The 13,274-nt window shown below is 45.1% G+C and carries 12 protein-coding genes and 1 other annotated feature; of the genes, 6 read left to right on the forward strand and 6 right to left on the reverse strand.

Going from position 1 to position 13,274, the window contains the following annotated elements; translation table 11 throughout:
* Nucleotides 1-24 precede the first annotated feature (24 nt).
* Nucleotides 25-1,248, reverse strand: coding sequence for an MFS transporter (locus tag KNO92_RS08395; protein ID WP_214760874.1), 1,224 nt, complete (start codon nucleotides 1,246-1,248; stop codon nucleotides 25-27).
* Nucleotides 1,249-1,315: 67 nt separating this feature from the next.
* Nucleotides 1,316-1,569 (reverse strand) — a binding site (T-box leader).
* Nucleotides 1,570-1,670: 101 nt separating this feature from the next.
* Here KNO92_RS08395 and KNO92_RS08400 point away from each other — a divergent pair.
* Nucleotides 1,671-3,350: a M3 family metallopeptidase gene (locus tag KNO92_RS08400; protein ID WP_214760876.1), complete on the forward strand. Its 1,680-nt coding sequence runs from the start codon at nucleotides 1,671-1,673 to the stop codon at nucleotides 3,348-3,350.
* An 80-nt stretch (nucleotides 3,351-3,430) separates the two neighbouring features.
* Here the strand turns inward: KNO92_RS08400 and KNO92_RS08405 are convergent, their stop codons facing one another.
* The 4 genes from KNO92_RS08405 to KNO92_RS08420 all read right to left on the reverse strand — a co-directional run bounded on the left by KNO92_RS08405 (nucleotide 3,431) and on the right by KNO92_RS08420 (nucleotide 6,232).
* Nucleotides 3,431-3,835, reverse strand: a complete 405-nt coding sequence (locus KNO92_RS08405; RefSeq protein ID WP_214760878.1) for a group-specific protein — start codon at nucleotides 3,833-3,835, stop codon at nucleotides 3,431-3,433.
* Nucleotides 3,836-4,121: 286 nt separating this feature from the next.
* Nucleotides 4,122-4,601, reverse strand: a complete 480-nt coding sequence (locus KNO92_RS08410; protein ID WP_214692302.1) for a helix-turn-helix transcriptional regulator — start codon at nucleotides 4,599-4,601, stop codon at nucleotides 4,122-4,124.
* Between the two features lie 29 nt (nucleotides 4,602-4,630).
* Nucleotides 4,631-4,927: a hypothetical protein gene (locus KNO92_RS08415; RefSeq protein ID WP_214692304.1), complete on the reverse strand. Its 297-nt coding sequence runs from the start codon at nucleotides 4,925-4,927 to the stop codon at nucleotides 4,631-4,633.
* A 99-nt stretch (nucleotides 4,928-5,026) separates the two neighbouring features.
* Complete coding sequence (locus KNO92_RS08420) at nucleotides 5,027-6,232, reverse strand: cation:proton antiporter (protein WP_214760880.1); 1,206 nt, start codon at nucleotides 6,230-6,232, stop codon at nucleotides 5,027-5,029.
* A 119-nt stretch (nucleotides 6,233-6,351) separates the two neighbouring features.
* Between KNO92_RS08420 and KNO92_RS08425 the strand changes: the two genes are divergently transcribed.
* From KNO92_RS08425 to KNO92_RS08445, 5 genes are all read left to right on the forward strand, one after another.
* Nucleotides 6,352-6,720 (forward strand): PH domain-containing protein, encoded by a 369-nt coding sequence (locus tag KNO92_RS08425; protein WP_214692319.1) that lies wholly within the window; start codon nucleotides 6,352-6,354, stop codon nucleotides 6,718-6,720.
* A gap of 101 nt (nucleotides 6,721-6,821) precedes the next feature.
* Nucleotides 6,822-7,505 carry a hypothetical protein gene (locus KNO92_RS08430; protein WP_214760883.1) on the forward strand — a complete coding sequence of 228 codons (684 nt, stop codon included), beginning with the start codon at nucleotides 6,822-6,824 and terminating at the stop codon, nucleotides 7,503-7,505.
* 6 nt (nucleotides 7,506-7,511) lie between these two features.
* On the forward strand, nucleotides 7,512-8,156 hold the full coding sequence (locus tag KNO92_RS08435; protein ID WP_214760884.1) for a hypothetical protein: 645 nt from the start codon (nucleotides 7,512-7,514) through the stop codon (nucleotides 8,154-8,156).
* A gap of 131 nt (nucleotides 8,157-8,287) precedes the next feature.
* Entirely contained in the window at nucleotides 8,288-8,746 is a 459-nt protein-coding gene (locus KNO92_RS08440) for a GNAT family N-acetyltransferase (protein ID WP_353047398.1), read from the forward strand.
* 9 nt (nucleotides 8,747-8,755) lie between these two features.
* Nucleotides 8,756-9,736, forward strand: coding sequence for a Gfo/Idh/MocA family protein (locus KNO92_RS08445; RefSeq protein WP_214760889.1), 981 nt, complete (start codon nucleotides 8,756-8,758; stop codon nucleotides 9,734-9,736).
* Nucleotides 9,737-9,875: 139 nt separating this feature from the next.
* Here KNO92_RS08445 and KNO92_RS08450 read toward each other — a convergent pair whose 3' ends face one another.
* Entirely contained in the window at nucleotides 9,876-13,262 is a 3,387-nt protein-coding gene (locus KNO92_RS08450; protein WP_214760891.1) for a dynamin family protein, read from the reverse strand.
* Between the last annotated feature and the right edge of the window lie 12 nt (nucleotides 13,263-13,274).

A 13,274-nucleotide genomic window follows, 5' to 3' on the forward strand; every position in this document is an offset into this window, starting at 1 on the left:
TCATATAAACGACCGGCTCATGACTTAAGACACTTCTTCAATTTGATTGTGTATGAAATACTCCCGTTTCGAGCGGTCGCGAATGACATATATGGTGTAACAACCAACGAGGAAGAAGACAATCGAGAATGCGAGATAGACTGGGCGAATCCCGACCATTTCGGCAAGGAGTCCAATCCCGAATGTGAGCAGGATGACGAATAGCGACTCTGTCACATTGATGACACCAGAGAACCGGCCCATGATTTCGACAGGAACATGGTGTTGATAGAATGACAAAAATCCGGTATTGGCGAACGCAAGCGCGAACGTCAGGATAAAAAATCCGATGGAAGCCATCGTGAACGAAGAAGAGCCTGCGAACAGGAGATAGCCGACTGGTGTCATGATTGCCCCGAATCCAATACAAAACGATAAGGATAAACGGTGACTCCATCTTGAATTGATGAGTGACCCAACGATAATTCCAATCCCAGCGATACTGACGAGAAATCCATATCGGCTCTCAGATAAGTGAAGGACTTGGGTCGCAAATGAAGCCTCCAATGAATCGAGCCCAGACATGAAAATCGTCATGACGCAGAACAATCCATAGATGAGCGTCACGTATTTAGCATTCGATGCAAATCGTACGACGACTTTCCAATCTTCGATAATTAATCGGACGGAGAAGGGTTCAATAGATACATTCGTTCGAAGATGAGATGGAAGGCGCGACAACATTCCGACTGAGACAACGAGTGCGAACGCGTTCACGAAAATTGCAGTTGTTGAACTCCCAACTAGGAAGAGTAGTCCGGCAATTGTTGGACCTAAAATAAACCCGGATGACTGCACAAAATTCTTCATCGCATTGAACTTTTGTCGATTCGAGGCAGGTACGAGTTGCGTCATGTAGACCAGACTCGATGATTCGAATAGCGAGCTCATTACATTGAGGAGAAAGACAATTACGTAGATGAGCCACAGAGACTCAATCCAACCTAAGCTGAATACGAGGAACGCGCGTAAACCATCCAGTAACATCATCAGTCGCCTCGTATCGACTCGATCAATCAGGCTACCTGACCAAAGATTCGAGATGAGCGATGCGAGCGGGACTAACACATAGAGTACTGAGACAGCAAACGGCGAACCAGTCATTTCTAAGACAATCAAGTTGAGTGCAATGAAGTATACCCAGGCACCGAGGTTTGAGATTCCGACACTGACGAGAAGCAGCGCAGATGTTTTTCGAAACGAGTTCAAGTCAATCACTCCTTCAATTTTTGATCACTTTCGGAACGCAAAAAAATCCCACCCCCAAGAACGAATTCTTGGGGACGAGATTCTCATCGTGGTGCCACCCCTGTTCGTTCGCGCGTCACCGCACGAACCTTATTCGGTACTGCCGAACGAGTCGGACTATACCTCAACTCTATAACGGGAGTGCCCGTCGCCATATCCCTCGGGGTGAGTTCCATGGCGCTGCTCAGAGGTTTGTTTCGACCAACGTTCTTTACTCCTTTTCACCAGGCGGAGCTCTCTATGAAAGATTCATTGATGTACTGTTCTCTTCATCGCGTTTGTCAGATCATTTTCGTAAGGATAGCATATTGTGAAAATATTAGGAACAAAAATTTTGGTTATAACCATAATATAGAAAATTAACGAAGAATTGAGGTGCAGTGTTGATCGGCTATAAAGAAATAAAAGAGACGAACCAAGTACTTGCGACTATTCATAAAATTGATTCTGATCAGTTAGATGGCTTCATATCGAAATATTCAGCATTGATTGGAAAATATGATGAATATGTCACAAAGAGCTATATTGACGTTCAGCGAGACATCAATAACGATGAAGCAAATCAAAGACAACATCATGTTCAAACCATTATAAAACCTGCACTCAATGAGCTGAAAAGACATGTTTCACGAATTACCTTACAGTCCATAGAGGAGGAGCATCATGTCACTCGCCTAATGCGAAATCGGATGAGTCTTTATCATGAAGATAATATTGATTTACTGATTGAAGAGGACCAACTCATACAGAGATATATGCAAACAATTGGTCAATTGATTGACCCGACAGATGATTCTAAGTCGATTGCGGAACTTCAAGGCGACCTATACGATGCTGATGAATCCATCCGTAAACAAGCTTTTACGCATATGTATAAAGCGTATGTCTCGAAAGAAGATGACATTACTGATTGCCTAAAAAGTCTTATTCAAAATCGGGAACAGCAGGCACAACGCTTAAACGATCAGAGTTATCGTGAACTAGCCTTCATGAAACTGGGGCGTTTAGATTACGGACCTGAGGAATGTATAAGATTTGCGAATCAAGTGAGTAAACATTTTAAGTCACTTCGCCGCTCGTTCCAGCAGCTACAGACAAAGAAGTTGAAGAAATCGAAACTCTCGCCATGGGATTCATTGATTTCTCCTTTTTCGGATGATCATAATCTATCCGTTTCATTGCATGACTTAATCGATGGAACGGAACGAATCTTGAATGAACTCGATCCTCATTTTGACAGGCTGTTTATTGATATGCGTGCGAAGGGCCATCTCGATCTATCACCTCGACCGAATAAAGCGGAAGGTGGATTTTGTGAATCTTTACCCGACTCAAAATCATCTTTCATTTTTATGAACCGTTTCGGTGGATTTGATGACTACATTGTTTTAATACATGAAATGGGTCACGCGATTCACCATGATCTCTCACAGCAACACTTATTTTTTGAAGCGCAGTCTATTTCGTTTGAAGTCGGCGAATTCGCAGCCATGTCACTAGAGCTATTTTCGATGGACCATTGGACAACTATCTTTTCAGATGAACGAGATTTCATTCAAGCTAAACTGGAACATTTTCGATTGATTATCGAATTTTTACCAAGTGTCTTCATCGTGGATCGATTTCAACATAATCTATATGATCCAGAAAAGAATATAGATTCATTTGATGATATCTTCAAATGCTTGGTTGATCAATATGATACTGATTTGATTGATTGGAACGATGTGAGCGATGTAAAGGGTAAACATTGGATGCGTGTCATTCATCTTTTTGAAACACCATTCTATTACATAGAATATGCGCTCGCTCAGATTGCTGCACTTCGCATGTATATGCAGTACAAGCAACATCCAGTCGACACTTTGAGAAAGTATAAAAAAGCACTAGCTTTAGGTGGTACTGCTTCTGTCTCTGAAACTTATCGTGTAGCCGGCGTATCCTTGTTTCCATCTGAGGAAGAATTGGTCGAGTTGACTGAATTCTTAAATACTGAGATTCAACATTTGGTGATGCAATTAGATATGATTGATAAATTGAAGTACAAACTAAATGAACTTTAATTGAACAAAGCCGAATAATCATTACATGGATTAGGTAGGCTACACCCCGGATCGATTCCGTGAGAATAAAGGGCATCAGCTCAAACGTGATTAGAGAGCTTCAATCGATTTTGGATTTGGTGGGGAAGGGCGTTGAACGGTCCCTCACATCGTTGTACCGCATCTACATGATAAAACGTGCTCGTCTCCACCATATTCATCATTTGATCACCCAAATCGTAAAGGAAAACGTGTTTATTCATCCCGAGAGCAATCACGAGTTCGACGTGTGCGCCTTTGCCTCCAGGCAACAGGATGACAACGAAGTCCGCTGTTTGAATTCCAGAAACCTCTTCTTCGCCAATCGAGCGTAACGCATCAATTGAAGCGGCGCGTTCGTTTTGTGTCCAGTCATACGTATGCGTGTGACCGAGCGCAATCAGCTGATCACGGATGAACCGTACTTCTTCGATATTCGCAAAACTTGAACCGACATAAAATCTCATAGGAAACCCTCCAATTCGTTATAAGTGATTCATCTGGTAAAGCGCTACGACATAAAACATGGTGATCAACAGACAACAGAGTACAAGGAAAAAAATCACGCTAATCAGGACGAATTTTATCAAAGAAAGTGGAACGTATGATTGAATCAAGCGCGTGATCGATATAGACGAGAGGACGAGTAAAATGATTGTGCCAACTAACCAAATGTAGTCATACGCGATGTTTGGCATCTGCCAAAAGTAGACGATTGTTATGACGATTAGACTGAAAGCCATCACCAAATCTTTATGCTTTCGTGTCATCTGAAACCTCACGCTGATGTTCCAATTTCGATCTTACCTGTTCGGCATCTTCCGCATCAAACGTACTGTACCACCTCACATGATCGAGGTCGATGATACGATAATGTCCGCTGATGATATTTTGCTGAAGAATGAAGTGGGAACCTGACTCGATCGCATGCCAAAAGACGCGACCGCCGAGTGTTTTTTCTTTCGGTTCATAAGTGTTCTCGGTCGCAATCAGTTTGACGAACTCGACCGGGTCGTCACCGATTAAATGGATGAGGATCTCACTCTCATTGAACAAGGCGCATAGCGTCACTACGGTCGACCAACTCGCCTCATTTCGCTCCTTCTCGATTTGAATGAGTGTTTTTTTTGATATGCCAAGTAAATTCGCCATCTCATCCTGTGAATGCTGGGATTCAATACGAATCAATTTCATTTTTCGAGAGACTTGTCCAATAAATTCAGATTTTTGCATATGGTTTTTTTCCTTTCTATTCGTACAACTCAAAGTGACGCCGAGCTAATGAAGATCAGGATCCATGAGATGCCGAGAAACACGGTGAATAAGAGCAGGCAGACGACGATATAGCAGGAAATGTATTGCCAATATGTGATCCGTTTCGATTGATAAAAATGGTATGTAAAACTGAAAGTCGCGATGCCGATGACTAAGAATGCGACGATATCCCAGATGATGCCGACCTTCAAAAACGATGGAGTAAGATACGATGCAACAAGTGCAAGTACAACCGTCACCACTCCAGTAGAAATGGCAGCGGATGGCGTTGAAGTGTTTTCCAACACAATCACCTCCTAATATATTACAAGTGTAATTTTACACTAAAAGTAGACAATGTCAATTTAAGAATCTAAAAAACCCTTCTCTAAGGAAGGGTTCCGTCATTTGTCATGTTTATTCGTTAAGTATGTCGTCAGTGGGTAAACACCGATGCTTTGTAAGATCAGGGAGAGTAAAATGACTGCGAACGCGAGGGAGATCATTTCGCTCGACCCGTCGATATTCTCCGCTTCTAGCCAGAGGACGAGGGCAATCGACATCGTTCCTTTGATTCCAGACCACGTGAGTAAGGAAGTCGCCGTTAAATCGTCTTTAAATTCCTTACGCCAGACGGGGACCGAATAGACGAGGCCGCCGACGATAATGAACCGGGTCACGATTGAAAGCAGGAATAAAAGAACAGCGAACGTCCAGAGTGACACAGACAAATAGCTGGTCGCTTCGATTCCAATCAATAAGAACAAGAGAGCGAGCAACATCGGTATGACGATGTCCCAGAAACCATCCAAGTGACGCTGGACCGATTCGTAATCCTCTTTAGTTCCGAGTTCGTGAGACAACATCATACCCGCTGTCACCGTTGCGAGTACACCAGACACTTCTAGCGCATCGGCGAGGTAGAAGGAACCATATGCAGTCACAATCGTCAGCATGACGAGCTCGTGCTTCTTATAACTAACAATCATCAATTTCTTAAGTAACAATCCAGAAATGAATCCAATGCCGATTCCTCCAGCAGACACAATCAAAAAATCGGTCAAAAAACTGAGCGTGGAGAATCGTTCTCCCGTCGCGAACATACTGAGAAAGATTGTGAAGATGACCACACTCGTTCCATCGTTCACCATCGATTCGCCTTCGACGACGTCCGCAATCCGTTTCTCACCTTTACTCCGCTTTAAAATCGCGGTCACGGAAACGGGGTCGGTCGGAATCAAGATGGACGCTAATAAGAAGGAAGCAGTCAGGCTGAGCGGGGTGAAGAACTCACTGATCCAAAACGTGCCATATCCCATCAAGATGGCGGTCAAGACAAGGCCCACCGTACTCAATATCGTGATGATCCCGATATTGTCCTTCAAATCTTTGTATTTGAACTGATAGGCAGATGTAAAGAGAAGTGCAGGCAGGAACACCTCGAAAATCATATCTTTTGAGATGAACACCGAATCAAAAAAGGCGATATACGAGAGACCAATCCCGATCAAGACCAAGATGACCGGAACAGGGAAGTAATTGCGTTTGGAATCAATCAAATAAATGAAATAGCCAATGAGTAGTAATGTGATCACCTGTTGCGCAATCATAACGACGTCCTCCTCTACATTCAACATGCTATACACTATCTTCCCATTCAAGGTCTAATCAAACGAGAAATGTGGAATATAGGGGATAGTACATTCATTTCATATAGGGAGGAATCGATATGGGAAACCCAATTGGCGATTTGTCGTGGACGTTTTATTCAGAGTGTGAGGTGCCGAGTGATATCACCGAGACATTCATCGATGGAGAGCGGGCCGTCGCTGCCTACAAGACGGTACGTGACGTCGCCGTATTCACGAACAAACGCCTGATTGTCCGTGACGCGCAAGGGCTCACGGGGAAGAAGATTGAAGTCTACTCACTTCCGTATGACTCGATCAATATGTACTCGACGGAGAACGCGGGACGCATGTTCGACTTGAACTCAGAAGTCCAACTGTTCACGCGCGCCGGTACAATCAAAATCAATCTGAATAAAAAAGTGGATGTGCGTAAGTTTGACCGTCTGCTCGCAGAAGCAATTTTGTAAAACAGTGGACCGAAAAATCTTTCGGTCCTTTTATTTGGATTTTTCTGACAATCCATAATCTTGCATGATAAAATAGGACATAATGTGTGACGGAGGTTACGATGCGGTTTACAACCCGATTATTGATGATCATGCTCGGCGGTTTGATGTTGGTGACTGGATTGATCCATCTGGCTCGTCTGTTTTGGGAATGGTTTCACGACCCTACGGAGGGAGGGATTGTGCTTCTTTTTTCTGGAGAGGATGGTGAGAGCAGCGGTTTTTATGAAGGGAAGTCACGCGAGATGAGAGAGGACGATGAATTACAGTTCTTGAATATCGACTTTCTAGATTACACGTTCGGAGCAGATGGGACGGTGACAGAGTCAGGGAGTTCATACTGGTTATGGTTCCTTATTGGAGGATTGATTGTTTTAATGATTCTACTGATCATCGCGATGCGAAGAAGAAAGCGTGTCGTCTCGACCATTGATTTCTCGAGTGACGCCGTAAAACGAAGACGGAGAAAGACTAAAGCCAAAGAGTTTGTAGAATCCAAAGAGATTCAATGGACCGATAGCGAGATTCGGAATGCGCTCATCCAGTTCAACTTGGATTTACCGGTTTCATTAAAGCATCAATCGAATGAGACCGTTTTGGACTGGTTCAAACGGATCGGTGTTGAAGAGGTGGACCTCTCTCCTTATTGGAAATCGAGATATGTGGATGAAGGAGTGACTGATGAAGAATCTAGACAGTTTCGAGAGGCGTTACAGTTCATGCGATTGGAAGATGATAAGGGATGATTGTGTATGAACGATGAAATAGAGATGGTTGATTTCGATATGCAGAAGTCAATAGGTTCCGCTCGTTTGGTAAAGTCCAATCATCGATTCTATATTAATTGGGATGAGCTGGTCATAGACCTTAAACGGCATGAATATGTCTCGGGTATTCGAATCATCGACGAGAATCACTTGTTCATTTGGGCGTTTACGTTAGAAGGAGAACCGACCAATGCGTGGGTGCTGGATACGCATGGACAGATCAATCATTCCTTTCATGCAGGAAACGCGATTGCAGCAGTTGTAATGAATGATACGGGAATCTGGATTGGATATGGGGACGAGGGCATCTTTGGTGATGGGATCTCGAGCGAGGCACTCGTCTGTTTCTCAAACGAGGGAAGCGTACGTTTTCGCTACAATCATGAAGTGAGAAAGGCCCCAGTTCTTCATGATTGTGACGTGATGTGTGCGTCAACGAATGGGGTTTGGGTCATCTCTTCAATCGATGCTCGTCTCGTCCATGTCCAAATGAACGGACGGATTGACTCCTATCCGATGCCCCGTCATCTCCTTGACTGTTCGTCATTGATGATTGAAGACGGTGTTGCTTGTGTCATGAAAGATGAGAAAAGTTACTGTTGGCCATTTAAGGAAGAGAAATATCTCTAAATACCTCAAAATCGAACAAGTTGATAAGAAGAACGATAGAAGTATTTTTTAATATTTCACATACTATATATGCAAGTAGAGTTTATTTATGAAAGAAGGTAATAGTCATAATTATATCAATCAATCCTAGTATCCAAAAAGAAGTTCGCCACTTTTTTATTGAGCAATGGGGTTCTTCTCAGATGGTCGTTTCTTCAGGAATATATGATTGTGCCGAACTTGAAGGATTCGCCTATATGGAATCTGATCAAATTCAAGGTCTTGTGACATATGTCTTGCGGGATAAGGAAGTAGAGATCATATCTCTTGATAGTCTGATTGGGAACAGTGGTATTGGATCTCGTTTACTCCTTGCTGTTGAACAAATTGGTATAAAGCACGGGGCAGTCAAATCTGTCGTCATCACAACAAATGATAATTTGAGGGCACTGGGCTTTTATCAACGTCGTGGTTATCGTCTGGAACAAATTATTCACGATGCGGTCACCCAAGCAAGAGAGCAGAAATCGACAATCCCACAAGTCGGGTATGATAAGATTCCTTTATTGGATGAAATCCTACTCACAAAAAAACTGAAAGAACAGAAATGAGGAATTCACATGATCCGTTTTGGCATCATTGGTACAAACTTCATCACAGACTGGTTTATCGAGACGATCAATCAGTTGGATTATGTAGAAGTGACAGCACTTTACTCGCGCACGGAATCACGTGCTAAAGAATACGCAGAAAATCACTCCATTGTACATACGTTCATGTCACTTGAAGAGATGGCTCAGAGTGATGTCATTGATGCCATCTATATTGCGAGCCCGAACTCACTTCACGCCGAACAGAGCATCTTCTTCATGCAGCATGGTAAACACGTCCTGTGTGAAAAACCGCTCGCCTCGAACGTCCAGGAAGTCACTCGTATGATTGAAGTCGCGAAGAAGAACCACGTCGTCTTACTTGAGGCACTACGTAATCTGTTCATGCCGAACCTTGAACGGGTTCAACAAGCGATGGAACAAATCGCTCCGGTTCGCCGGGCCGTCTTCAATAAATCGCAATATTCTTCACGGTACGACCTGTACAAAAAAGGGGAGAACCCCAACACGTTCAATCCTGATTTTTCGAACGGCTCGTTGATGGACCTCGGTGTCTATCTTCTCGGACCTGCTTTGAAACTGTTCGGTCAGCCGAATGAAATCCAGGCGAGCGGCGTTACGTTAGAATCTGGAGTGGACGGGAGTGGTACGGTCCTTCTCTCTTATGACGACCTTGACGTAGTTATCATGCACTCAAAAATCCATGCGACATCGACGCCTTCAGAGATTATCGGTGAAAAAGGGCGTATCATCATCGACGATATCGCGACGTGCGATGAAGTCCGTCTGGAGTTACGGGATGGCACGTCAAAAATCATATCAGAAGCGCAGAATGCTCCGATGTCCTATGAGATTGAAGCATTTGTGCGAGCAATAGAAGCTAGGAAATCAGAGACGGATGCGCATTCACCAACTGACATGATACGTCTTGCTGATGTGATGACGAACGTTCGAAAACAACTTGGTGTGGTCTATCCAGCAGATAGATAAATATAAAACGGTCCTCGATGTCATGTGCACATCAAGGACCGTTTCCATTATTCTTTGTTCAAATAGAGATATCTCAGAAACAGTCCCAAGACAATCGTCATGACGACGGCAGGGATGAGTCCGATGAGCAGTAATGTGTTCATACGGTTTCCTTTCTGAGCGATTCGAGTCGTTCACGCATCTCATCAAAGGAATGGCTATCCGTCAACATACTGAGCTCTGCAGCGGCGAGTTCTTTCACTTGAGTCGACCACTCTCGTTCAATCTCGATTTCAGAATTCCTGATCTCCTCGTTTGCCCGCTCGACCTGTTTCTTATGAATGCTCTCGAGACGAGTGCGAATCATGCCACGGAGGAGTGCCGTCAATTCATCCTTCAGTTGTGTCCGACCATCCCCTTCGAAAAATTGACCCGCGTTCTTATAGCGCTTCAACACTGACTGATAAGGTGGTGTTTCGAGATGAATCGGTTCGACAGCCTCTCGTAGCCATGCCACGTCGAGTTCACGGTCGAATTCAAGCGTCGGTAGGATAGACGCTTGACGTTCGGTCAACCGTTCGACCAAGGCTACGAATTCGCGTTTAACATATCGCTCCAACCGATACTGGAACACTTGGAGCTCTTGTTGGATGTCATAGGCGTATTTATCGAGTGTACGTCCGAGTGCACGCTCTAGGCTCTTCCTCGACCCGTCGACCTCGACCGGGTGGAAGGTCTCTTTGACGAAGTCCGAGAGGCGGAGGAGTGATCGCGTCTCGAGGTGGGCGAGTAGTTCTTTCGCTTCCCGATCAAACAGGTCGATGAGTGCTGATACATCGAGTGCCGGCGGGTTCTCGAGTAAAGCAATCAATTGTTGGCGACGTTGTTCTTTTGCCGACTCATCTTCTTCTGCTTCGTGTAAGACGCGATCGAAGGCGGCGAGCAATGCTGTCGTCTCTTCCTGTATACGCATCGCGTTCGCGAGACGAAGGTCTTTGTCGACATAGCGTTCAAGCGTCGAGACGAATCGGTCGAATCCCGCGTCATGCCCTTGCATGGCGTTTCGGCTTGAGATGGGGAGAACGGTCGGTCGTCGGACACCGAGCGCGGTCAACTGTTGCGAAACATAGCTTGTGACCGCATCCCGTTCTTCGTCATCTGTCGCAAGATCGGAGGCGTTCACGAGGAAGAACATCTCATGGTCTCCGGTCCCTTGAACACGACCGAGCTGGATGACGAGCTCTCGGTCTGCTTCTGTGAACGCATGATTATAATACGTGACGAACAAGACAGCATCTGCGTCACGCATGTAACCGAATTGCACCTCGCTATGTCGGTTGAACTGCGAATCGGCACCTGGTGTGTCGACGAAGACGATGCCGCGTCGCGCCCACGGTGAGTCGAGGTACAGTTCAATCTCTTTCACGATACAGCTTTTCTCTTCTTGTGCGACGAACGCGCAGAACGTGTCATAGTCGACGCTCTCCATTTGCCCGAGATAATCGAGCGGTGCTGATTTAACAGCATTGACGAACGGGTGGTCGACATCGAGTGAGGCGAGGGAAGTCCCATAACCTTGTAACTCATCCTCAAGTTCATCTCGTGACTTGAAGGTGATTGTCGCTGTACGATTCGTCCGGCCGTTCGGCGGAACAATCTTCGTGATTGACGCCGTGAGCGGGTTCGGTGAGGTCGGTAACACCGTCTCCCCGAGAAGGGCATTGAGGGTCGAAGATTTTCCGGCTGAAAACGCACCAAAGATGGCAAACGTATATTGTTCATGCTTCGCACGCTCGATTTTTTTACGAAGAGTCGTCACACGAGAGCGGAATAAAGGATGACTCTCTAATATTTCACATACCGCATTTTCATAAGAAAAATTAAAATCAAATAAATCATGATCATCTTCCAAAATCGACGTCGATGCAACCTCTGATTCAACAACATTCGACTGTTTTTCCGGGAGATACGTTGCATCGACATAGTTTCGAACGGCCAACTGATCTAACTGACCTGAATCAAGTTGCAACGCTTCATATTGACCGATAGCATCTAGACGGTTCAATAGGCGTAAGCGTAATGCTTCATTATCGAGCGCTTCATACAACTCGTCTTCTTCAGTCGAAAATTGTTCCAAGCGCATGTCGACTTCCGCTTTCATATACGTATCCGTCGAATGGACCCACGGTTCTGAAACTTTCGTCACCCATGACGCAAGGGCCGTCTCGATGTCACGACTAAACTGTAACACCGTGTCACCACTGAGTGATGCACCGGATTTTACTTGTTCAGTGATGAGTGAGCTCGGAGCAATCGGTAGGACATCACCTTTCGGCAGGAGAGTCTCTGGAAGTTTCAAATCCCGAATGATGTCTTCTGCATATTTCACGAGGTGCGGACGTAAATTCATATCAATCAAACGGTTGAACTCTTTGACGGCCACGTCTTCACGACGAGCACGTTCTTGTTTTGTTTTCTCTTTCGAGAACAAAAGACCGACCTTGAATGAAGGGGCACAACTTTCGAGATAGGAACGAAGCAATTCACGGAATTCATAGGTCATGATGGGTGCGCTCTCGACGATTGGCGCTTGGTGTTTGAAGAATTCACGACGGAACGATGTCCACCATGCCCGTTTCTTCTCAAGGCGGTGCAGGCGAGATTGCATTTCCTTCGGACTCTTCTCATAGGTCGGTAATTGATCCAACGTCGATTGAATCGAAGTTTCGTTGCGTTGGACCAACGTATTGATCAATGCATCCGCATGCTCGACTTGCTGCTGTCTCGATTCCGTGATGACTTGTCGCACATACGACCGCAAGCGCTCGACTTCGTTATGTGGATGCTTTAAATCACGAAGTGAGATGTAGAACGTGTCATTTGGAACGATGTCATGATGACGGAATGCTTTCGTCAATGACGCCTTGAAGTCCACAAAGGAAAGCTCATCCTCATCATGCTTGTCGATTTGGTTAATGATGATGGAGTAGGGACGTCCTTCCCGGCTAAATTGTTTCATCAGTCCGATGTTTTGTTCCGATTGGACATGGTTGTAGTCCATCATGAAAAACAAATGATCGGCCAAGAAGAGCGATCGTTCCGTCGCTTGGCGATGTCGTTCATCCGTTGAATCAATCCCAGGTGTATCCATCAACACGACATGTTCATCAAATGGGAACCGATCGATCGTATACTCGACTTCCTTGATTTCCTCGACTTTGCAATAGTCACTGATGTTTGATAGGGAAGAAGCGTCTAATGAAATCCAATCCGTATCATTGATTGCGACGGCTGCCGCTGATTCTCCACCACGTAACGTGACGATATTGGCACTTGTCGGAATCGGACTTGTTGGAAGGAACCCATCTTCTAGCCAGTCGTTGAGCAATGTCGACTTCCCGGCTGAGAAGTGACCACAGACGGCAATCCAAACTTCTTCATTCGTTACTTTTTGTAGGGCGGTGCGGGCGAGTCGTGCTGCGTCCGTCATCTCCTCTTGTTGAAAGGTTAAAGCAAGCCGTGCCAATTGTTCTCGTTGTTCGTGCATGTTTCCCATCCC

It is taken from the genome of Exiguobacterium sp. s129, assembly GCF_018617585.1.
GTDB lineage: Bacteria > Bacillota > Bacilli > Exiguobacteriales > Exiguobacteriaceae > Exiguobacterium > Exiguobacterium aestuarii_A.

Excerpts from the sequence above, each read along its gene's own strand:
- KNO92_RS08410 (WP_214692302.1), bottom strand. The coding sequence starts at position 4,601 with ATGCAAAAATCTGAATTTATTGGACAAGTCTCTCGAAAAATGAAATTG.
- KNO92_RS08445 (WP_214760889.1), top strand. The coding sequence starts at position 8,756 with ATGATCCGTTTTGGCATCATTGGTACAAACTTCATCACAGACTGGTTT.
- KNO92_RS08450 (WP_214760891.1), bottom strand. The coding sequence starts at position 13,262 with ATGCACGAACAACGAGAACAATTGGCACGGCTTGCTTTAACCTTTCAA.
- KNO92_RS08430 (WP_214760883.1), top strand. The coding sequence starts at position 6,822 with ATGCGGTTTACAACCCGATTATTGATGATCATGCTCGGCGGTTTGATG.
- KNO92_RS08435 (WP_214760884.1), top strand. The coding sequence starts at position 7,512 with ATGAACGATGAAATAGAGATGGTTGATTTCGATATGCAGAAGTCAATA.
- KNO92_RS08405 (WP_214760878.1), bottom strand. The coding sequence starts at position 3,835 with ATGAGATTTTATGTCGGTTCAAGTTTTGCGAATATCGAAGAAGTACGG.
- KNO92_RS08425 (WP_214692319.1), top strand. The coding sequence starts at position 6,352 with ATGGGAAACCCAATTGGCGATTTGTCGTGGACGTTTTATTCAGAGTGT.
- KNO92_RS08420 (WP_214760880.1), bottom strand. The coding sequence starts at position 6,232 with ATGATTGCGCAACAGGTGATCACATTACTACTCATTGGCTATTTCATT.